This is a genomic window from Bacillus spizizenii TU-B-10, assembly GCF_000227465.1.
Classification (GTDB): Bacteria; Bacillota; Bacilli; order Bacillales; family Bacillaceae; genus Bacillus; species Bacillus spizizenii.
In genome coordinates, this window is sequence record NC_016047.1 from 2,391,806 (window position 1) to 2,411,936 (window position 20,131).

Consider the following 20,131-nt stretch of genomic DNA (forward strand, 5'->3'; position numbering starts at 1 on the left):
ATCTTATGATGATGAAAAAGCGCGATTCATTAAACTTCTATTTTATATCTTCGAAGGTTTGGTTAAAGTTTTCAAAAAATAAATCTGCTTCTTCTTGAAGAACGTCTTCTTCCGCATTTTCGGGCAGCGGCGGAAGCTCGTCCAGCGTTTTCAGACCAAATTGTTCAAGAAAAGTCGGCGTTGTGCCGTATAAAATAGCCCGGCCCGGACCGTCAGCCCGTCCGACTTCACACAATAGCGCCTTCGCGACAAGGCTGTGTAAAATCCGCTCTGATTTTACACCTCTGATTTCTTCAATTTCTGCTCTCGTAATCGGCTGTTTATATGAAACAATGGCCAACACTTCTAAAGATGCTTGAGAAAGGCCCTTTGATGGCACTTCAATCAGTTTTTTCAAGTATGGCGCAAAGTCTTTTTTAGTAGAGAGCATGTACGTATCTGCATATTCAATAAGTTCAATGCCCCTTGTATCCCCGCGGTATTCGTCCGCCACATCCGCCATGATGGTGTTCAGTTCTGGCTCTTCGATTTCAAGCACTGTTAACAGCTGCTTTTTTGTGAGCCCTTCATCGCCTGCCGCATAAAGAAGGGCCTCCACAATAGCTTTCCAATTCACGATATCAAGCCCCATGAATGGATTCACTCCCCGTAATGTAAATATCTGAAAAATTGTGTTCCTGTTCAATGAGAACCAGCTGATTTTTCATCAGCTCGAGAACGGCTAGAAAAGTCACAACCAAATGGTCTTTTTGCTCAAATGGAAACAGGTCCATAAAGTTGATTCTCGTTCCTCTTGATTTCAGGCTGTGCACGATTTCGTTCATTCTGTCTTCGATTGGTATTTCCTGTCTGGTAATTGTTGTTTCCATCGGCCTAGTTATTTTTTTGCGTTTCAGCACTTTTTGAAAAGCCCCGATCATATCATAGACCGTGACAGAGAGCTTTTGCTCAGACTGTTTTACTTCTTTTGCATATTCGCTCAAATCACTCGGCGGTTTTGTGAACGATTTTTGTCTTTCTTCTTCCCGTTCTTTTAAATCCTTCGCCGCATCTTTATATTTTCTATACTCGATCAGCTTTTCAATCAATTCTTCCCGTGGATCTTCTTCTTCAAGTAATTCATCTTCAAAAAGCTCCTCCTCTTGCTTCGGGAGCAGCATTCTGCTTTTAATGCTGAGCAGCGTGGCAGCCATGACCAAATATTCGCTGGCAATATCGAGCTCAAGCACACGCATCGTATGTACATATAATAAATATTGTTCAGTGATCTTCGCCACAGGTATATCATATATGTCAATTTCAAGACGATTGATTAAATGAAGCAGAAGGTCCAATGGGCCTTCAAACGTATCAATTTTCACTTGATATTCTTCCATCATCTCACCATTTTCAAGTATCACTCTCATTGCCAGATAAACTGGCTATCCTTTAGTATAAGCCACCAAAAAGCTCTCGTCCAATACTATTTCATTTCCTGTTTTAAAGCGGTTTGTACAGAATATTCAAAACAAAAAAGGCGTTCGCTCAGACTATAACAAAGGAGGCAGGAGAAAAAAGTCTTAGCGGCGGTTCCCCTTTCAATGTCGGGCTAAGCGTTCTTTTTCCTTCTCTCCTTCCTGTGTTACACTAAAGGCAGATTAAAGGAGGAAGCATCTTGTATCCGAAAGCTTATATCGATTATCTCGTTGAATTTCACGCGACACGGGATTATTTTGAATGCCATGAAATATTAGAAGAATATTGGAAGGAAGATCCGCCAAACAATCGAAAAGTTTATTGGGTCGGCTTTATTCAGCTTGCGGTTGCTTTGTATCATCACAGAAGGCAAAATACAGCCGGGGCAAAAAGACTGATGGCGAACAGCATCCGAATTCTTCAAGCGGAAAAACAAGCGGTCGAAGGCTTGGGGCTTGATCATAGTCGCTTACTCGAGCTTATGCAGTCGGTTTACGAACAAATTGAAACGGGCTCTTCCTATGAAAGCATTATGCTGCCGATCAAAGATGAGAAGCTGGAGGAAGCATGCCGAATTGAATGCAAGAAAAAAGAGTACACATGGGGGCAGCCCAGCACACTCACCGATACGTTTCTTATCGACAAGCACCGTTTGCGGGATCGGACTGACGTCATCCTTGAACGTGAAAAAGAAATAGAACGGAGAAAAAAAAGCAGAGGCTGATTTCAGCCTCTGCTTAATTATTGTATGAAATGTCTTGATCTTGCTGACCTTGACAACGTTCGAAAAAGCTCTGCGTTAATTCATTTGGAACCAGTACCTGCGTTTTGAATAAATGCTTTAAAGCATCCATCATCTGTTTTCCGATTCCTTGATGGCGATGAGAAGGATTTACACTGATATGCCGGATCTCAACTTCAGAATCCTTTTTTTCGACTCCGATTGCTCCGACGATATCCTCGTCCTCTTTCCAAAGAAAGAGCTGGCGGTCTGTATCCGTTTCGTAGTCCTTAATTGTCTGCTGAAGCTGCTTAAGGTCTTTTTCATTCGGCATGAACGAAAGAAGTCCCATCGCAATCTTTTCAAACGATTTTTTATAACGAATTAACATAAAAACCCCTCTATATCAAAATGTCCAGTCTGCTATTAACGGATACGAATAGGTGATCCGTTTTCTCACATTATATCATTTTCGCCATATTTTTAAACTGTTTTCAGCAAATTATTCAAATGAACGGTTTAAATTTGCCATTTCTATGGCAGAAACAGCACAATCTACACCTTTGTTGCCCGCTTTTGTGCCGGCACGCTCGATCGCCTGTTCGATATTTTCAGTTGTCACAATACCAAAGATGACAGGTACACCAGTAGTGTTTGCTGCTTGCGCGATGCCTTTTGCAGCTTCATTGCAGACATAATCGTAATGTGTCGTCGCGCCTCTGATGACAGTGCCCAATGTGATAATAGCGTCATATTTTTTTGTTTCCGCCATTTTTTTCGCAGCAAACGGAATTTCAAATGCGCCTGGAACCCAAGCCACATCGATATCATTTGTGTCTACACCGTGTCTGAGCAACGCATCTTCTGCACCGCTCAGCAGCTTGCTTGTAATAAAATCATTAAATCTTCCTACTACGATTCCGATTTTAAGACCTGTACCAACTAAATTTCCTTGTATGATATTCATATGATTCCCATCCTTTTTTGTGATATTTGTGATTAGAAATGAAGTAAATGACCCAGCTTGTTCATTTTGGTTTGCAAATATTTTTTATTGTGCTCTTTTGCTTCCATTTGAAGAGGCACTCTTTCTGAAATGCTGAGCCCATAGCCTTCAAGGCCGGCGATTTTTCGCGGATTATTCGTCAAAAGCTTCATATTCCGCACACCGAGGTCGCGTAACATTTGTGCACCGATGCCATAGTTGCGAAGGTCAGGCAAGAATCCAAGCGCCTCATTGGCTTCTACGGTGTCATAGCCTTGTTCCTGAAGCTTATAAGCTTTTAATTTATTGATTAAACCGATGCCTCGGCCTTCTTGGCGCAAATACAAGAGCACTCCCCGGCCTTCTGCGGCAATTTGCGTCAGCGCGGCGTGCAGCTGCGGGCCGCAGTCACAGCGATGAGATCCAAACACGTCACCTGTGAGACATTCTGAATGCACCCGGACCAATACCGGTTCTTCACCGAACGGCACATCTCCCATCACAAATGCGACATGCTCTTTTCCGTCTACCTCATTTGTGTATCCGTAAACCTTGAATGTGCCAAAATCAGTAGGCAGCGTAATGTCGACTTCACGCTCGACAAGTGTTGTTAGATTGTAACGGTATTGAATCAAATCTTTAATGGTGATCATTTTTAATTGATGCTTTTTCGCAATTTCAATGAGCTCAGGCACTCTCGCCATCGTTCCGTCTTCATTCATAATTTCACAAATGACGCCGGCTCCTTGAGATCCGCAGGCTTCGGCAAGATCAACAGCAGCTTCTGTATGACCCGCTCTTTTCAGGACACCTCCTTTTTTCGCAATCAGCGGAAAAATGTGCCCGGGACGCTGAAAATCAGACGGCACGGATTTGCTGTCCAGCAATGCTTGAACGGTAAAGGATCTTTCTTGAGCGCTGATACCCGTTTTCGTTTTACGGTGGTCAATGCTTACCGTAAATGCAGTATGGTGAGAATCTGTATTATGCTCAACCATAGGGTGAAGATCAAGCTTGTCTGCGATTTCCTCACTGAGCGGCGTGCAAATCAGCCCTCTTCCGTGTGTCGCCATAAAGTTAATGACTTCTGGAGTTGCATGCTCGGCAAGAGCCACAAAGTCTCCTTCATTTTCTCTGTCTTCATCATCTACAACTATGATGACTTCGCCTTTTTTTAAAGCATCTAGTGCTTCTTCTATCGGATGAAACATGCAAATCTTCCTCTCTAAAAGCCGTTTTCGCTTAAGAAGGCTTTTGTTATGGTTTGTTGGGTCTTATTTTCATTGGATTTATGCAAAAATCGATACATGTATTTTCCGATCATATCGCATTCGATATTCACTTTAGAGCCGATCGTTTTTTCTGAAAAAATCGTTTCGCTGATCGTATGCGGTATTAAAGAAATTGTCACTGTGTCTTCTGTCAGCCCGAATATGGTTAAGCTCACGCCGTCCACGGTAATTGATCCTTTTAAGACCAGTGTTTTTGTTAAAGACGGGTCCATCTTTAAATCATAGTAAACAGCGTTGCTTTTCTCATCAATTCGTGCAATTTCAGCAGTTCCGTCGACATGCCCTGAGACGAAATGGCCTCCGAAACGGCCGTTTGCCGCCATCGCTCTTTCCAGATTTACTTTGCTTCCTTTTGATAAATCATTTAGTGACGTAGCTTTGACTGTTTCAGGCATAACATCCACTGTGAATTGATTTCTTGTAAAATCAGTGACAGTCAGACAAATGCCGTTCACCGCAATGCTATCGCCCAGATGAACATCCTCTAAAATCTTTGAGCATTTGATTGTTAAGGCCATTGAATGCCCTGCTTTTTTCATGGATTCGATTGTGCCTGTTTCTTCAATAATTCCTGTAAACATGGTCACCATCCTACTCGTTTATCGGTTTTGCCGTCAGTTTGATATCACGGCCGATTTGGGTTATATCAGTGAATTGTAATAAGGGGACATCTTTCATTGATTGAAAACCTTCACCGGAGATTAAGCTGGGAGCATGCGTTCCTCCGATTAGTTTAGGGGCAAAATAGAAGATGATTTCTTGAAAACAGCCTTCTTTTACAAAGCTTCCGTGAACAGCTGAACCGCCTTCCACGTACACCGACATGATGCCTTCTTCCGCAAGGATTTTCAAAACATCGGGAACTTGAATGCGCTCAGTTTCAAGCGTAAATATGTTCACACCTAAAGCTGAAAGCCGTTTTTTCTTTTCCTCGTCTGCGCGCGTTGTTGTAAAAATCCATGTCGGCGCTGCTTGATCGCAAATCACTTGAGTGTCCTCAGGAATCGAGAGTGCGGTATCAAGTATCACCCGAACCGGCTGTTTTGTCACATCCGGCAGCCTGCAAGTTAAACTCGGATTGTCAGCTATCACAGTGCCAACTCCGACTAAAATGCTTTGGTGTGTTTTCCTGTATTGCTGAGCATCCTGTCTTGCAGCCTCTGACGTGATCCATTTGCTGTCGCCCGTGCTGGTAGCTGTCTTTCCGTCAAGGCTTGCGGCAGCTTTTAGTGTGACGTAAGGAAGGCCTGTCCTCATGAAGTGCAGAAATTTTTCATTCAGCTTCTCCGCCTGGTCAGCCAGGATGCCTTCCTCTACTGCAATACCGGCTTTTTCAATCATGCTGATCCCTCTTCCGGCCACAAGCGGGTTAGGATCTCTCATCGCCACGAACACTCTTTTGATGCCAGAGTTGATAATCAGTTCTGCACATGGCGGTGTTTTTCCGTAATGGCTGCACGGTTCGAGTGTAACGTAAATATCCGCACCCTTTGCATGGGATCCGGCCATATGGATGGCATGAACTTCTGCATGAGCTTCGCCATATTTTAAATGGGCGCCCATTCCGACAATTTGTCCGTCCTTTACCACAACAGCGCCGACGAGCGGATTGGATTCGGTCTGTCCTTCGCCCTGCTTCGCAAGATCTAATGCCAGCTTCATATAATACTCTTCCATTTGTTTCCCTCCCCTCTTTTGTTATTTACCGTCAAAAAAGCCCCGAATTTATGAAAAATCCGGGGCTTTAGGTATTTTACGCAATAGGAAATAACACTATGCATTTTTGATACAATTGCATAGCGGCTCATCATCCTTCTCCCATCCAGACTTTCACTGTCGGCTTCAGCTTAAACTGAATCCACCGCGCGCTTATGCACACGGGTCACGGGCTCTAAAGCGAATTCGCTTTACCACCGCCGGTCGGGATTTCCACCCTGCCCCGAAGGATACAATCTTTATTCATTTGTCCTTATTGGCTATTATAGCGATCCTTTTTAAAGTACGCAATGAAATAAACTTACAATTTGAGAAAAACAAAACATCACCCTTCGATCCGAAAGGTGATGTTTTGTTAATCATTCACTTTGGCAACCTTGATTAAACCATCGATCCGCTTTGATTTGCTGAAGTATGCCTTAATCTTGTCGCCTTCTTTTATATCAGACAAATCCTGATTTAATTTTTTTCCGTTGAAGATGATTTTCGTGCCGTTTTCTGCTTCGCCATGATACTCTGAGCCGTCAATTTCCGTCACTTTATATTCCTGGATGGTGTATTCCTCTTCTTCCGAGGACAAGGTTTGTCCAATTGCTGTCGGAACATCCTTCAGCTCTACATCATTTATGTACATATAACCGCCTGCAAGTAAAAGCAAAAGCACTAACAGAATGGTAATCTTGGTTTTTATTCTTCCCATTTTTAAACCTCCAGCCAATATGAATCTATTCATTCATATGAGTTATTCCTTTTTTTCATGAATAAAAAACCGTAAAGTCTCGTAAATTATTAATATAACGATGCATAACGGGAATATGTTTCACATTTCTGCAAAAAATTCTTTTCTATAGTTATACGAATTTATGTTCTGGTTTTGGGGGATGAACGAAAAAAAGAAATAAAAAAAAGCAGCCTCCTGTTCAGGAAGCTGCTTGATCCTAATTTGTTTTGCGCATTTCGTTAAACGGGAAGAAAACAAACTTAGACTTGCCCGCAATTTGTTTTTTCGTGAAGAGGCCAAGCCCGTTTCGGCTGTCCATTGAGTTCCGCCGGTTGTCACCCATCACAAAATACTTGTCATCAGGCACTTTAACCGGGCCGAAATCATCGGTCAAATGGTCATAACCGTCCTGCTTCGCTCTCTTTTTATTGGCTGCCAAATAAGGTTCGGACACCTTTTTCCCGTTGATATAAAGCTGGTCGTTCTTCATTTCAACAGTATCTCCAGGCAGGCCGATAATCCGTTTGACATAGTGAACATCATCCCCGTTTAATACGACGATGTCTCCTCTATCAAACTCGCCGATGTATTTGACTGTCATATTGACAAAAACCCTTTCACGGTCATGAAGTGTAGGATACATAGAGTCTCCGTCAACGACATACGGCGCAAAAATAAAATTGCGGATGAGCAGAGCGAGGACGACAGCAATCACAATTGCTTTTGCCCATTCTAACATTGTTTTTTTCTTCGAAACATTTTCTGATTTCAACTGATTTCCTCCAATAAACAACGATCTTCAATTTATGTTATCACGAATCAAAAAGAAATCCCATCAGGACCATTGAAGTGATTTTACAATCTGTTCATCTTCATCTTCTGCCCAAATCATGCTTATCTTTTTCTTGTCGATCACAACCAGTCCTGCATCAAATGTCGCTTGGGAAATTGGACTCCAGCAGTTTAGTTCAACATAACCGGACTGAACATCATATCAGCATTCGTATCATACACAGGATCATCAGAAAAATAACGAAAGAAATAATCGCATAGTTCAGAAGCGATGGGCTCGGAAGAAAGAGAGTACTCGTATGCTAAATCTTTAGATCGTATATAAGTCATGAGGTTACGGGCAGTCTGTTCATCTACTGCATTCCATTGATCGCCCAGTCCATGATACCCATGGCGCTTGACAAAATGATTCACGTCATGAAGGTTACTGGAATGTTTGCGGCAGCCTATTTCACAGGTAACATAACCGGCATCCCTTTTTGCTTTCATGATATATTTAAAATCATTGAAGCCCGAAAACATGGATCAGCCTCCAAAAAACAAATCCAATATATTGCCGGCGGTTGAAGATTCTTTATTATAAAACTCTGAATATCCGCAATTCTTACAGTACACCACAAGAAAACGGTTGTGCTGCACATCAAACAACTTCGATAATCCCGTACCGGTTGTGGCTATTTCTTTTTGTCCCGCTTCAGTACTTCCGCATTTTATACAGCCTTTGTTGTTCATAACGCCAAGCTCCTTTTCATAACATCACGTTTGTTTTGATTCATTTTACTACAAAATCCCATTTCCAATGAACCATGTAACTTTAAAGTTTTCTTAATTTTATATATGAAGTCCACAGAAATAAAAGCCAATTCTGCCTGCTTGACTTGACGTGACTGGCTAAAAAAGATGCAATGATTGAAGAATCTACCCCTTTTCGTGACATCATATAAAAGATAAGTATTTTTACCAATAAGTTTACGCTTATTGACTCTAGCAATAATACATATAAAAAATAGTGAATTTGAAAGGAGACTCCGTAAATGATTGATTATCCTATTAATATAAACAACGTTTCCGGGAACAGTGTAGTAAACGTAGGTGGTGCTTTTACGATCAGTCCATTAACTGTGTCCAAATCTGTGTTTGGTTCCGGCGGCTCGAATACGGGAATTGTCATTGAAAACAATTTTGTAAGCCAATCCAAAATGATTAACAGTCAATTTTCCGATCAGAATGTGACTAAAATATTGTAATTCCTGTCTGCTTTTAAGTGAGACAAAACTCTCCTCTTTAACCGGATAAATGTCTTTTTGTTCACCGCCTCTAGCACTCAGGCGGTTTTCTATTGGATCATTTTTTGCAAATAAAAAAGCTTCCCCGAGATGGGAAAGCCTTCTGCCTGCCTATTAGCCTTCTACACGAACTTCTTTCATGACGTCGCCATTAGACATGTTTTTCGCGAATTCTAATCCGCTTGTTACTTTACCGAATACAGTGTGAACACCGTTCAAATGAGGCTGCGGCTCATGGACGATGAAAAATTGGCTGCCGCCAGTGTCTTTTCCAGCGTGTGCCATAGAAAGTGCGCCCGCTTCATGTGTATGCGGGTTTCCTTCTGTTTCACATTTGATTGTGTATCCCGGACCGCCTGTGCCAGTTCCGTGAGGGCAGCCGCCTTGGCTCACGAAGCCTGGAATCACTCGGTGGAATGTAAGCCCGTCATAAAAGCCTTCGTTCGCAAGCTTTTCAAAGTTTGCGACAGTACCCGGTGCAGCTTCAGGATAAAGTTCAAATTCAATTTTGTTGCCATCTTCTAATAAAAAGTAACCTGTTTTCAATTGTATGCCTACTTTCTTTATTTTAATTTTCAAAGGAGATTATGTATGATAGGTTATAGCCTGTCTCTCCTTGTCGCGGCTATTATACCACACCTTTCGGGGGAAAACGAATCTCCCGGCTTTACAAAAAATAAAAATGAAACCTGGATCTCTTTATCTCCGTCTAACCTAACGGAACTGTATTTTCATCATGATTCAGGTCCTCGCAAAGCAGCTCTATCCAGCTGCTTGTGAAATTGAAGGAGGTCAAACTGCTTTGAAAAAAATATGGATTGGAATGCTGGCGGCGGCCGTTTTGCTGCTGACGATTCCGAAAGTCAGTCTCGCGGATGCCGCAGTTGGAGATGTCATTGTAACACTAGGTGCTGATTTATCAGAATCTGATAAACAAAAAGTGCTTGATGAAATGAATGTCCCTGATAATGCCACAACGGTAACTGTGACCAATAAGGAAGAACATGAATATTTAGGAAAATATATATCGAGCGCTCAAATCGGATCAAGAGCGATTTCTTCATCATCGATAACCATTGCCAAAAAAGGCTCTGGACTGAATGTTGAAACACATAATATCAGCGGCATTACAGATGAAATGTACCTGAATGCGCTGATGACTGCCGGTGTTAAAGATGCGAAGGTGTATGTTACAGCACCGTTTGAAGTATCCGGGACTGCGGCTTTAACTGGATTGATTAAGGCGTATGAAGTTTCTTCTGATGAAGCGATCTCGGAAGATGTTAAGCAAGTAGCCAACCAAGAGCTTGTTACGACATCAGAGCTTGGAGACAAAATCGGTAACGAAAATGCAGCTGCGCTGATTGCAAAAATCAAAGAAGAGTTTGCTAAAAACGGTGTGCCTGACAATAAAGCTGACATTGAAAAACAAGTGGACGATGCAGCTTCTGATTTAAACGTCACACTTACAGACAGCCAAAAAGATCAGCTTGTCTCCCTATTCAATAAAATGAAAAATGTTGACATCGACTGGGGACAGGTCGGTGACCAGCTTGATAAAGCGAAAGATAAGATTACGAAATTCATAGAATCAGATGAGGGCAAAAACTTCATCCAGAAAGTCATTGATTTCTTCGTATCTATCTGGAATGCGATTGTTTCTATATTCAAATAAGAAAAAGCGCCGAGAAATCGGCGCTTTTTTATTGCTTTACACTCGTTTTAAAGGGCAGGTCAAGTTTCACAATATCCTCGTATGTTTCTCGCTTCACGACTAAGTGATCCTCGCCATTTTCTACAAATACAACGGCAGGTCTCGGAATTCGATTGTAATTGTTGGCCATGCTGTATCCGTAAGCGCCTGTACAAAAAACAGCAAGAAGATCGCCTTCTTTTACTTCTGGCAGGTCAATATCCCAAATCAGCATATCGCCGCTTTCACAGCACTTTCCGGCAATCGAAACCGTTTTGTCATGCGCTTCTCCGATACGGTTGGCTGTCGCAGCTTCATACTTAGCCTGATAAAGTGCAGGACGAATATTGTCGTTCATGCCTCCGTCTACAGCTACATACTGGCGGACGCCCGGCACTTCTTTTTGAGAACCAACCGTATAAAGGGTTGTGCCCGCGTCACCCACGAGAGAGCGTCCCGGTTCGATCCAAATTTCCGGAATGTTAAAACCATAACGGGCAGCATTTTCTTTCACAGCTTCGATAATTTTTTCAACGTATTCAGTTGCGTGGAGCGGTTCATCGTCTTCCGTATAACGGATGCCAAAACCTCCTCCAAGATTCAATACCTTGGATACAAACGTATATGATTCTCTCCACTCGTCCAGTTTTTTGAAGATTTTTTCCGCGGCTAACACAAAACCGGCCGTATCAAAAATTTGCGAACCGATATGGCAATGGACACCGAGCAGCTGAATGTGTTCTGATTGCAATACTTGCTCAATCGCCCGTTCAGTTTGTCCGTTATGAAGGTCGAAACCGAACTTTGAATCTTCCTGACCAGTTGTAATGTAGTCATGCGTATGCGCTTCTACTCCGGGTGTGATCCGAAGAAGAACATCGATGGAATGTCCCGTTTCTTCACATAGGTCTTCCAAAAGCGAAATTTCATAGAAATTATCCACCACAATGCAGCCGATGCGATGCTCAAGTGCCATCCGCAGTTCTTCTCTGCTCTTGTTATTCCCATGAAAGTGAATGCGTTCTGCCGGAAAGCCCGCCGCAACAGCTGTATAAAGCTCTCCCCCGGACACAACATCTAAAGAAAGTCCCTCTTCCTCAGCGAGCTGAATCATTGCAACTGATGAGAACGCTTTGCTCGCATATGCCACCTGTGCTTTCAGCCCTGCAGTAATAAATGCCTGCTTAAAGCTTTTAGCACGCTCACGTATTAAAGCCACATCATATACGTAAAGAGGTGTGCCATATTTTTCTGCTAAATAGAGAGCGTCCACACCTCCGATTTCTAAATGCCCATGTTGATTTTGTCTGCTTGTGCCATGTAAGAACAATGTCATTCCCTCTTTCTCCGCTTATGGGTGAAAAGGACAGTTTTATGGACTGTCCCTTCATAATTAAGACATACATTATCATACTCTTCAGGCAGTTTCAATGCGATTATGAATTGGTAGGCTGTCTTAAGCGATTTCTTGGGTGAACGATACTTGGTCTTACTTTTGCACCAGGTTTCGCTGTACGGATCAGCACCTGCCACAGCGCCTTGCCGTTAAAGGGAATCAGCGGCCACAAGTACGGTGTCTGGAGAGATTTGATGCTGGCCATGGCAATAATTAACACTGTAAATCCGATAACGAGCCCTTTTACATGAAATATAGCAACGAGTATCATGAGAGTGAGACGGCCCATTTTGTTTGCCAAACTTAATTCATAACTAGGCGTGGCAAAGGTTCCAATTGCTGCAAGTGAAACGTAAAGAATAACCTCTGGCGAAAACAGGCCGACCTCAATGGCAATTTGTCCGATCAGCACAGCGGCAATGATACCCATCGCCGTGGATAAAGCTGTCGGGGTATGAATGGCAGCCATTCTGAGAAACTCGACCCCTAAATCAGCTAAGAATATCTGCAGGATGATCGGAATATGCGTATTCTTATTCAAACCAATAAATTCCATATTCTCAGGAAGCAGGTCCGGCTGCAGGACAAAGAGAAACCAAATCGGAAGAAATATAGTGGATGCAATGATACCGAAGAATCTTACCCATCTTAAAAAAGTGCCGACTGCAGGCGCCTGCCTGTATTCTTCAGCATGCTGAACATGGTGGAACAAAGTCGTCGGGGTGATAATCACACTCGGTGATGTATCAACCATAATGATGACATGGCCTTCAAGTACATGATTAGCCGCCACATCCGGCCTTTCTGTATAGCGGACGAGCGGGTACGGGTTGTAGCTTTGTTTAATGATAAATTCCTCTACTGTTTTGTCTGCCATTGTTAATCCGTCAACATCAATGGCAGCAATTTCTTTTTCCACGATGTCAACCAGATCCGGATCTGCAATATCTTCTATATAACAAATACTCAGGTCCGTTTTTGATCGCTCGCCAACCTTTGTCATCTTGATGCGAAGACGTTCGTCTCTGATCCGCCGTCTGAGAAGCGCCGTATTGACAACGATGTTCTCAACAAATCCGTCTCTGGCTCCCCTGACCACCTTTTCTGTATCAGGCTCTTCCGGATTTCTGCCCGGATAGCTTCTGACATCAATAATAAATGCGAAGCCTGCGCCTTCAACAATGACTGCAACTAATCCGGACAGCACTTGGTCAGTTGTTTCATCCAGCGTTTTTACTTTTTCAACCTGGGCATTAAGAAGCCTGTTTTCGACAATATCAACCAGATTATCTGGATCCTCATCCCGATTGTTAATGAAAACAAGTTCTCTCATTAAATGAATGATATAAGCGGTGTCGGATAATCCATTCAGATAGTAAAGCTGTATTTCCTTGTCTAAGATATTAAGCTTGCGAACCCCCACATCATAGCTAATTCCCATTCCGACCCGATTTTTAAAATACGCTTCATTTTTGGCTGGATCTCGATAAACCCGGATTTTCTCTTCCTTTTGGTCCGGCATGATACCCGCTCCTTTCTAAAATAAACTCGACCGCTTTCATGGTGATTGGCGACCCTTTTGAGATATCGTCTTTTCTGCCCATTTTGCCGATATCCCCGATACCGACAATAAGCGGGAGATCAAGTTTATCAAGGCAATAGACAGTATCTCCGCTCATTCTGTGTTCATCAAATTCCCTTTCTCCGACTTTATCCACGCCGTATTCTGTTATTTCTCCATTGCGGTCAATGCTTACATCAACTCTGGTCCATTCAGCCTGATGTGTTTTTGACGCGACCGCAATCACACCGAGCACTTCAATTGACGGATGGGTGGCGACATAGGTAAGAGCGGCTTCTCCCGGACCCTCACCTTGAAGGCCTGAGTCGTCAAACATGACAAAGACAGGATCATACGGTGCAGAGGTGATCAGCTTGACAAGCTCCGCGCCGCTGCGGATGGAAGGGTTGCCTTTTGATTGTGAAATACATCGGCCTCCCACTTGGCTTGCGGCGTATTCAATTGTTTTAGCGGCATACACGTCCCCGTCTGTTACCAGTATGACCTTTCGCTTTGTCGTCATGTTGACATTATCCTTTCGGTTTGAAAATAACAGCTACGAGAAAGGCGAAGAGAATGGCGGCTGAGATACCGGCAGATGTCAGCTCAAAAATCCCCATGCCGATCCCGATAAATCCGTGTATATGCGCCTGATGCATGGCACCATGCAGAAGACTGTGGCCAAAGCTGACGATCGGAACAGTGGCGCCCCCTCCGGCAAATTCAATAAATTTATCGTAAATGCCGAAACCATCTAAAATCGCCCCTATAACGACAAAGGACGTCATGACGTGGGCTGGCGTCAATTTAAATACGTCTAACAGCAGCTGGCCAACAATACAAATGGCCCCGCCGCATACAAAAGCCAAAAGGTAGTCCATGTTAAGATGCACCTCCTGCACGCTCAAATACAACCCCGTGGGCGATGGTCGGGATGGTTTCTTTTTGCTGGACCATTGTCGGGCTTAACAGCGCCCCGGTCGCCACGACAAATACACGGTTTAATTTTCCTTCTCTCAGCTGCTTAAAAATGTGAGAGTAAGTAACGACCGCTGAACATGCGCAGCCGCTCCCTCCGGCAAAGACCTGCTGATCCGGCGTATAAACCAGAAGTCCGCAATCATCATGCTTTGTGCCGACCGGATAGCCATCTTCTTTTAAGATGTCTTTTACGATGGGAGATCCGACGCCGGATAGGTCACCTGTCAGGATCAGATCATAGTCATCCGCTGTCCGGTTGAGGTCTTTAAAGTGCTGCTTAATCGTATCAGCTGCAGCCGGAGCCATGGCCGATCCCATATCAAACGGATCTGTAATTCCTAAGTCAGAAACCTTTCCGACAGTCGCGCTTGTGATTTGGATATCACCCGGTGTCTGGCTGATGACAACTGCTCCGCTTCCGGTGACAGTAGAGGTGGCAGTGTCCGGTTTTTGGCCTCCGTATTCTGTGGGATAGCGAAACTGTCTTTCCGCTGTGGCATTATGACTGCTGGTGGCAGCGAGCGCCCTCTTCGCAAACCCGCCGTCAACTAGGGCTGATGCGACAGCCACTGTTTCCATTGATGTTGAACAGGCGCCAAACATACAAAGAAACGGAATGTTCAAGTGTCTTGCCACATAGTTGGCCGTCACGTTTTGATTCAGCAAGTCGCCTGCCAGCAATAGATCAATATCATCTTTTGTCAGATTATTTTTTTGAAGCGCTGAAGTAATAGCATCTTCCATTAACTGGCGTTCAGCCATTTCCCAGCTTTTTTGATTACAGTGCATCTCGTCATAGGTTTTATCATATAAAGAGCCGAGCGGCCCGTCTTTTTCCTTTGGTCCGGCTGCCGTTCCCGCCGAGTTGACAAATAAGGGATGTTCAAATACCCAGGTTTGCTTTCCTGTTAATTTCATTTTCTTCTCCTCCTATGACATCAGTTTCTCAAAAGCAAACCGAATCATTCCGACGATGTAAGCAGCCACAACACCAAAAACGATGACATTTCCCGCCAGTTTAAACATATTTGTCGCTACTCCGAGCACAAACCCTTCGCTTTTATATTCAAGAGCCGCGCTTGCCATACTGTTGGCAAAACCTGTGACCGGTACAGCTGAACCGGCGCCTGCAAACTGTCCGATTCTGTCATAGATACCGAACCCGGTAAGCAGGGCTGAAATTAATATCAGTGTTGCCGCCGTTGGATTTCCCGCTGTTTTTTCATTGAAATCAAAAAAATGGATATAAAAATTCTGCAGACCTTGCCCGATCGCACAGATCAGACCGCCTACCAGAAAGGCTTTTACACAGTTCCAGACGTAAGGCGGCTTAGGCTGATATGTTTTCACTTTTGATTTGTAGTTTTCTTTTATGTTTGTCATCTTGAAACCTCCTTATGAATGATCAATAAAATACAGCCAGTGAAATAAAGATCCCGCGATTTTCCCGATCACGATGGCCATTAAGAGAATAATGATTTTACTTCTGAGTCCGATTCGTTTTGCTAAAATCGGCAAGACATTTAAAACCTCTGTAAGGGCAGCTGCAAGCATCCCGACAAACAAACCTGCCAGCAGCCCGACCGGCACGGCAATCCATTTTGTTAAAAAAAGATGGTTCATATGAAGCGTCTCCCATCCCCCGCATACCGCGCCAAGAATAACAGCCGCTTCATAAGCTTGAACAAATCTCATCGTTTTGGTGAGCTGCATCAGCCGCGGAATGATTCCCATTACGGTTAAAAAAGCAACGAAGCCAGCCCCTACCGTGATGCCTCCGCCGAGCCCGACAAAAATAATGAATAATACACTAACGATCATGCAAGTCCTTTATTGTTTCTTGATTCTCATGCATGGCCACATATTGGTCGAGATCAAGCTGGTAGTTAAACATCTCAACCTCCAGCGGGCTAGGCTCTTCATTAAGGCGCTTTTTAAATATATGGTTAAAAAACACAATCATCCCCAGTCCCAAACCGATGCTGTATGGGATTTGAAGCAAATATGGATAGTCATTTCTCTCTCCGGTTATGATTTCATATAGTGCGATATGAACATCTCTCATGCTTACATCCTCATGAAAGTTCATAATGGCAAGACACGATCCGATAAACAGAAGCAGCCAGACACCGATAAACAGAACCGTTGATAACTGCCGTTTCCGATACTGAATTTCAACAATGGTTTCTGCTCCTCCTACCGTTTGAACATCAAGTGTCGGATCTTGTAAATGAATGGCTTTGAGGACTTGTATGATATCCAGAATTACAATATTTTTATCTTTTTCGCTCACCTGATAAAGCGGCATAGCCGACAGTTTTTTTTTCAGCTGAAGCTGTCCTTCAATTTGCGCGGCATCTCCAACCGTGATGATATCTCCCGGATGGGCCAGCACCCTGTGGCGAAGTCGGATAAATATACGTCGTTCCATCATTGATCACCATCTTTCGGTGGTTATATATGTAGTATGTGGTTCGATTTTGTTCTCATTCATCTGCTCGAAAAGACCATAAATTACCATGCTTTTGCACACAAAAAAGCTAGCCTGCATTGCAGACTAGCTATCCGTATGATCCATTTGAACCTTGATCTGTTTTAATATTTTCTTTTCAAGCCTGGAAACCTGAACTTGAGAGATCCCAAGCCGCTCAGCCACCTCGGACTGCGTCTGGTCTTTATAATATCTGAGATAGACGATTAGTTTTTCCCTTTCCTCCAAATCGCTGATCGCTTCTTTCAGCGCAATCTTCTCAAACCATTTTTCTTCTGAGTTGTCAGCGATTTGATCAAGCAGGGTAATCGGATCTCCGTCATTCTCATAAACGGTTTCGTGAATCGAAGACGGAGCCCTTACCGCCTCTTGGGCGAGTACGACATCTTCTGCTTCAATTTCCAAATGGTCGGCGATCTCCTGCACCGTCGGCACTCTGCCTAGTGTTTTTGAAAGCTCATCCTTCGCGCGCCGGATTTTGTTTCCGAGCTCTTTTAATGACCTTGACACCTTTACGGTTCCGTCATCACGAATAAAACGCTGGATTTCACCGATAATCATTGGCACTGCATACGTTGAAAAACGCACATCATAGGTTAAATCAAATTTGTCCACAGATTTTAACAGCCCGATGCAGCCGATCTGAAAGAGATCGTCAGGCTCGTATCCTCTGTTTAAAAACCGCTGTACGACAGACCAAACAAGACGCATGTTTTTTTCTATGAGGAGGTCTCTTGCCTGCTGGTCGCCATCTTGGCTTTGTTTGATTAATTCCTTTACTTCATGATCCTTCAGCTGAGCGTTTTTGCCGTTTTTCTTAACCTCCACATCCATAACAAATCTCCTTAATTACAAAGCGCTTTGCTTTTTGATAAGTGCTTTGTTAAGCGAATCGTTGTGCCCATCTCAGGTGATGAATCGATACTGACATCATCCATGAAATTTTCCATAATAGTAAAGCCCATTCCAGAACGCTCAAGCTCAGGCTTAGTCGTGAATAAAGGCTGGCGGGCTTCTTCAAGATCTGTAATGCCCCTGCCTTCATCACGAATGGTCATATATACGACATGATCTTCCAGCGTCACTGAAATGTAAACTTTTCCGTCACAGTTCTCTTCATATCCATGGATAATAGCATTCGTCACTGCCTCTGACACGACTGTTTTGATTTCAGTCAGTTCGTCCATTGTCGGGTCAAGCTGGGCAATAAACGAAGCAACTGTGACACGGGCGAACGATTCATTCTGGCTGAGGGCAGAAAATTCAAGATGCATTTCGTTTTTCATGATGCCACCCCCAGCGTCAGCAGCGCCTGCTGCTCAGATTGTTCAAAACGGATAATTTTAAACAGACCCGACATATCAAACAGCCGCTTCACCGCAGGAGAGATAGCGCAAACGACCATTTCCCCGCCAATTTGCTTAATTTGCTTGTATCTTCCTAAAATGACGCCAAGCCCCGAGCTGTCCATAAAGGAAAGGTCCTCCAGGTTCAGCACGATATGGCGAATATCATCCTTCTCCAATGATTGAGTCACTTTTTGTTTCAGGGTTTCAGCCGTGTGGTGATCGAGTTCGCCTGTTAATCGAATACAAAGCACAGATTCTTTGACATGCATGTCAATTCCAAGGCTCATGCTCATTCCTCCTTGATATGATCGGATAATGAGTGTTTCGATTTCGACGGAATGAATTCCTTCACCGTGACAAAACTAGTGATCATTCGGCATAATTATTTAAATTTTGTCCAGTCTCCCATCGTCCGCTTCAAGAATGTTATGAACCCGGCTTTCTTCATATCTTCTTTAGCAGCAACAGGACTTTCAGCGAGCACTTCTCCATCCTTTTTCAGAACGAGCGTCCCAAGCTCTTGGCCTTTTTGAACAGGTGCACTTACATTGTCATTCAATTTGATTTCTTTTTTCACATTTTTCATATCCTCGCCTTTTTTCGTCAATATTGAAATCGGCTCAGAAGTAGTGAGTTCGATAAATTTTTGTTTGCCTTTTTTGACCTTTACTTTTGCTACTATTTCATTTCGTTTATATAAAGGATGTGTTTCATATTGACTAAAAGCGAAATCAAGCATCTTTGTCACTTGCGCGTTTCTATCTTTAGGTGTGCTCGCTCCGAACACAACCGCAATGGCCCGCATGTTTCCTTTTTTAGCTGAAGCTGTCAGACAATATTTGGCCTCTCCTGTATAGCCTGTTTTTACACCGTCTACGCCAGGATAAAATTTGATAAGCCGATTCGTATTGACAAGCCAAAACTTTTTATCTGTATTTTCGCGCAAATAGTCTTCATACGTGCCGGTAAACTTCGTTATTGATTCGTATTTCAATAATTCCTTAGCCATGATTGCCATGTCATACGCAGAGCTGTAGTGTCCTTCCTCGGTCAGTCCGGTCGGGTTTTTGAAGGATGTATTTTTCAAGCCCAGCTCTTTTGCTTTTTTATTCATTTTCTTCACAAATTCTTCTTCAGAGCCGGAAATGAATTCAGCCATCGCAACGGAAGCGTCATTTCCCGATGCGATTGCGATGCCTTTCAGCATTTCTTTGACAGTCATTTCCTCACCGGGTTCAAGGAAAATCTGCGAGCCTCCCATTGAAGCCGCGTGCTCGCTCGTACGGACCTTATCACTCATTTTGATTTTGCCTTCATCTAAAGCTTCCATAATTAAAAGCATCGTCATAATTTTCGTCATGCTTGCAGGCGCCAGTCTCTCATTACTGTTCTTGTTGTAAAGCACTTTTCCCGTGTCACGTTCTATCAGCACCGCAGACTTCGCTTCATGAGCAAGCTCCGATGTGCCTTTTCCGTCTTGTTTTGCAAATGCAGACGGTGCAAATGTAAGTAGCATTATACCAATCAACAAAGTGGATAAAAGACGTTTCATCTCAAAAGCCCTCCATTTCATAATCCTTTTTATTTTTTCCAAGCCGGATGGTTTTATACGCCACTGATGGAAAATGTTTCGTATCTTTTTTGGGCATAAAAAAAGACAGCTGCGTCATATCAGACACAGCTGTCTTTTGA

26 protein-coding genes, 1 pseudogene and 1 riboswitch are annotated in these 20,131 nt (G+C 43.4%); of the genes and pseudogenes, 4 read left to right on the plus strand and 23 right to left on the minus strand.

Going from position 1 to position 20,131, the window contains the following annotated elements:
• Positions 1 to 37: 37 nt before the first annotated feature.
• Together scpB and GYO_RS33775 are read right to left on the minus strand one after the other, a co-directional pair.
• The gene (gene scpB / locus GYO_RS33770) at positions 38 to 631 is read right to left on the minus strand and encodes an SMC-Scp complex subunit ScpB (protein ID WP_003223904.1); all 594 of its coding nucleotides are present in this window, start codon (positions 629 to 631) and stop codon (positions 38 to 40) included.
• Positions 621 to 1,376 (minus strand): segregation/condensation protein A, encoded by a 756-nt coding sequence (locus tag GYO_RS33775; protein WP_041521175.1) that lies wholly within the window; start codon positions 1,374 to 1,376, stop codon positions 621 to 623. Before GYO_RS33775 ends, scpB begins: the two co-directional genes overlap by 11 nt.
• Positions 1,377 to 1,654: 278 nt before the next feature.
• Here GYO_RS33775 and GYO_RS33780 point away from each other — a divergent pair, with 278 nt between their 5' ends.
• Entirely contained in the window at positions 1,655 to 2,179 is a 525-nt protein-coding gene (locus tag GYO_RS33780; RefSeq protein ID WP_014114253.1) for a DUF309 domain-containing protein, read from the plus strand.
• A gap of 13 nt (positions 2,180 to 2,192) precedes the next feature.
• On the opposite strand, the gene ribT is transcribed toward GYO_RS33780, so the two are convergent.
• The 7 genes from ribT to sipS all read right to left on the minus strand — a co-directional run bounded on the left by ribT (position 2,193) and on the right by sipS (position 7,662).
• On the minus strand, positions 2,193 to 2,567 hold the full coding sequence (gene ribT, locus GYO_RS33785) for a GNAT family N-acetyltransferase RibT (RefSeq protein ID WP_003223910.1): 375 nt from the start codon (positions 2,565 to 2,567) through the stop codon (positions 2,193 to 2,195).
• Positions 2,568 to 2,678: 111 nt separating this feature from the next.
• Positions 2,679 to 3,143 carry a 6,7-dimethyl-8-ribityllumazine synthase gene (gene ribH, locus GYO_RS33790; RefSeq protein ID WP_003223915.1) on the minus strand — a complete coding sequence of 155 codons (465 nt, stop codon included), beginning with the start codon at positions 3,141 to 3,143 and terminating at the stop codon, positions 2,679 to 2,681.
• Positions 3,144 to 3,175: 32 nt separating this feature from the next.
• Positions 3,176 to 4,372 carry a bifunctional 3,4-dihydroxy-2-butanone-4-phosphate synthase/GTP cyclohydrolase II gene (locus GYO_RS33795; protein ID WP_014114254.1) on the minus strand — a complete coding sequence of 399 codons (1,197 nt, stop codon included), beginning with the start codon at positions 4,370 to 4,372 and terminating at the stop codon, positions 3,176 to 3,178.
• Between the two features lie 14 nt (positions 4,373 to 4,386).
• Positions 4,387 to 5,034, minus strand: a complete 648-nt coding sequence (gene ribE / locus GYO_RS33800) for a riboflavin synthase subunit alpha (protein WP_014114255.1) — start codon at positions 5,032 to 5,034, stop codon at positions 4,387 to 4,389.
• Between the two features lie 10 nt (positions 5,035 to 5,044).
• Entirely contained in the window at positions 5,045 to 6,130 is a 1,086-nt protein-coding gene (gene ribD / locus GYO_RS33805; RefSeq protein WP_014114256.1) for a bifunctional diaminohydroxyphosphoribosylaminopyrimidine deaminase/5-amino-6-(5-phosphoribosylamino)uracil reductase RibD, read from the minus strand.
• Positions 6,131 to 6,259: 129 nt separating this feature from the next.
• A riboswitch (FMN riboswitch) is annotated at positions 6,260 to 6,404 on the minus strand.
• A gap of 120 nt (positions 6,405 to 6,524) precedes the next feature.
• Positions 6,525 to 6,869, minus strand: a complete 345-nt coding sequence (locus GYO_RS33810) for a hypothetical protein (RefSeq protein WP_003223922.1) — start codon at positions 6,867 to 6,869, stop codon at positions 6,525 to 6,527.
• A gap of 238 nt (positions 6,870 to 7,107) precedes the next feature.
• Positions 7,108 to 7,662 carry a signal peptidase I sipS gene (sipS, locus tag GYO_RS33815; protein WP_014114258.1) on the minus strand — a complete coding sequence of 185 codons (555 nt, stop codon included), beginning with the start codon at positions 7,660 to 7,662 and terminating at the stop codon, positions 7,108 to 7,110.
• Between the two features lie 365 nt (positions 7,663 to 8,027).
• Here sipS and GYO_RS43410 point away from each other — a divergent pair.
• Positions 8,028 to 8,265 (plus strand): annotated as a pseudogene (locus GYO_RS43410) (hypothetical protein).
• Here GYO_RS43410 and GYO_RS33825 read toward each other — a convergent pair.
• On the minus strand, positions 8,208 to 8,414 hold the full coding sequence (locus tag GYO_RS33825; RefSeq protein WP_003223929.1) for a zinc ribbon domain-containing protein: 207 nt from the start codon (positions 8,412 to 8,414) through the stop codon (positions 8,208 to 8,210). The pseudogene GYO_RS43410 and the gene GYO_RS33825 overlap by 58 nt on opposite strands.
• Positions 8,415 to 8,716: 302 nt before the next feature.
• On the opposite strand from GYO_RS33825, the gene GYO_RS33830 reads away from it, so the two are divergent.
• Positions 8,717 to 8,929: a spore germination protein gene (locus tag GYO_RS33830; protein WP_014114261.1), complete on the plus strand. Its 213-nt coding sequence runs from the start codon at positions 8,717 to 8,719 to the stop codon at positions 8,927 to 8,929.
• Between the two features lie 153 nt (positions 8,930 to 9,082).
• Here the strand turns inward: GYO_RS33830 and GYO_RS33835 are convergent, their stop codons facing one another.
• Entirely contained in the window at positions 9,083 to 9,514 is a 432-nt protein-coding gene (locus tag GYO_RS33835; RefSeq protein ID WP_003223931.1) for a peptidylprolyl isomerase, read from the minus strand.
• 256 nt (positions 9,515 to 9,770) lie between these two features.
• Between GYO_RS33835 and GYO_RS33840 the strand changes: the two genes are divergently transcribed.
• Complete coding sequence (locus tag GYO_RS33840; RefSeq protein WP_014114262.1) at positions 9,771 to 10,643, plus strand: DUF1002 domain-containing protein; 873 nt, start codon at positions 9,771 to 9,773, stop codon at positions 10,641 to 10,643.
• Between the two features lie 28 nt (positions 10,644 to 10,671).
• On the opposite strand, the gene lysA is transcribed toward GYO_RS33840, so the two are convergent.
• The 12 genes from lysA to dacF form a co-directional block, all read right to left on the minus strand.
• A complete protein-coding gene (gene lysA, locus GYO_RS33845; RefSeq protein ID WP_014114263.1) occupies positions 10,672 to 11,991 on the minus strand; it encodes a diaminopimelate decarboxylase in 1,320 nt (439 codons plus the stop codon).
• A gap of 106 nt (positions 11,992 to 12,097) precedes the next feature.
• Positions 12,098 to 13,579 carry a spore germination protein gene (locus tag GYO_RS33850; protein WP_041520989.1) on the minus strand — a complete coding sequence of 494 codons (1,482 nt, stop codon included), beginning with the start codon at positions 13,577 to 13,579 and terminating at the stop codon, positions 12,098 to 12,100.
• Positions 13,524 to 14,141 carry a stage V sporulation protein SpoVABEA gene (spoVAEA, locus tag GYO_RS33855; protein ID WP_041520990.1) on the minus strand — a complete coding sequence of 206 codons (618 nt, stop codon included), beginning with the start codon at positions 14,139 to 14,141 and terminating at the stop codon, positions 13,524 to 13,526. The genes GYO_RS33850 and spoVAEA overlap by 56 nt, the downstream gene beginning before the upstream one ends.
• Positions 14,142 to 14,148: 7 nt before the next feature.
• Positions 14,149 to 14,499, minus strand: coding sequence for a stage V sporulation protein AE (gene spoVAE / locus GYO_RS33860; RefSeq protein ID WP_003236718.1), 351 nt, complete (start codon positions 14,497 to 14,499; stop codon positions 14,149 to 14,151).
• 1 nt (position 14,500) lies between these two features.
• A complete protein-coding gene (gene spoVAD, locus GYO_RS33865) occupies positions 14,501 to 15,517 on the minus strand; it encodes a stage V sporulation protein AD (protein WP_014114264.1) in 1,017 nt (338 codons plus the stop codon).
• Positions 15,518 to 15,529: 12 nt separating this feature from the next.
• Complete coding sequence (spoVAC, locus tag GYO_RS33870; protein ID WP_014114265.1) at positions 15,530 to 15,982, minus strand: stage V sporulation protein AC; 453 nt, start codon at positions 15,980 to 15,982, stop codon at positions 15,530 to 15,532.
• A gap of 12 nt (positions 15,983 to 15,994) precedes the next feature.
• Positions 15,995 to 16,420, minus strand: a complete 426-nt coding sequence (gene spoVAB / locus GYO_RS33875) for a stage V sporulation protein SpoVAB (protein WP_014114266.1) — start codon at positions 16,418 to 16,420, stop codon at positions 15,995 to 15,997.
• The gene (spoVAA, locus tag GYO_RS33880) at positions 16,410 to 17,030 is read right to left on the minus strand and encodes a stage V sporulation protein SpoVAA (RefSeq protein ID WP_003223950.1); all 621 of its coding nucleotides are present in this window, start codon (positions 17,028 to 17,030) and stop codon (positions 16,410 to 16,412) included. Before spoVAA ends, spoVAB begins: the two co-directional genes overlap by 11 nt.
• Before the next feature lie 126 nt (positions 17,031 to 17,156).
• Positions 17,157 to 17,924, minus strand: a complete 768-nt coding sequence (gene sigF / locus GYO_RS33885; RefSeq protein ID WP_014114268.1) for an RNA polymerase sporulation sigma factor SigF — start codon at positions 17,922 to 17,924, stop codon at positions 17,157 to 17,159.
• An 11-nt stretch (positions 17,925 to 17,935) separates the two neighbouring features.
• The gene (gene spoIIAB, locus GYO_RS33890) at positions 17,936 to 18,376 is read right to left on the minus strand and encodes an anti-sigma F factor (protein WP_003223955.1); all 441 of its coding nucleotides are present in this window, start codon (positions 18,374 to 18,376) and stop codon (positions 17,936 to 17,938) included.
• Positions 18,373 to 18,726, minus strand: coding sequence for an anti-sigma F factor antagonist (gene spoIIAA, locus GYO_RS33895; RefSeq protein WP_003223957.1), 354 nt, complete (start codon positions 18,724 to 18,726; stop codon positions 18,373 to 18,375). The genes spoIIAB and spoIIAA overlap by 4 nt, the downstream gene beginning before the upstream one ends.
• A 95-nt stretch (positions 18,727 to 18,821) precedes the next feature.
• On the minus strand, positions 18,822 to 19,991 hold the full coding sequence (gene dacF / locus GYO_RS33900; protein WP_041520991.1) for a D-alanyl-D-alanine carboxypeptidase DacF: 1,170 nt from the start codon (positions 19,989 to 19,991) through the stop codon (positions 18,822 to 18,824).
• Positions 19,992 to 20,131: the final 140 nt, after the last annotated feature.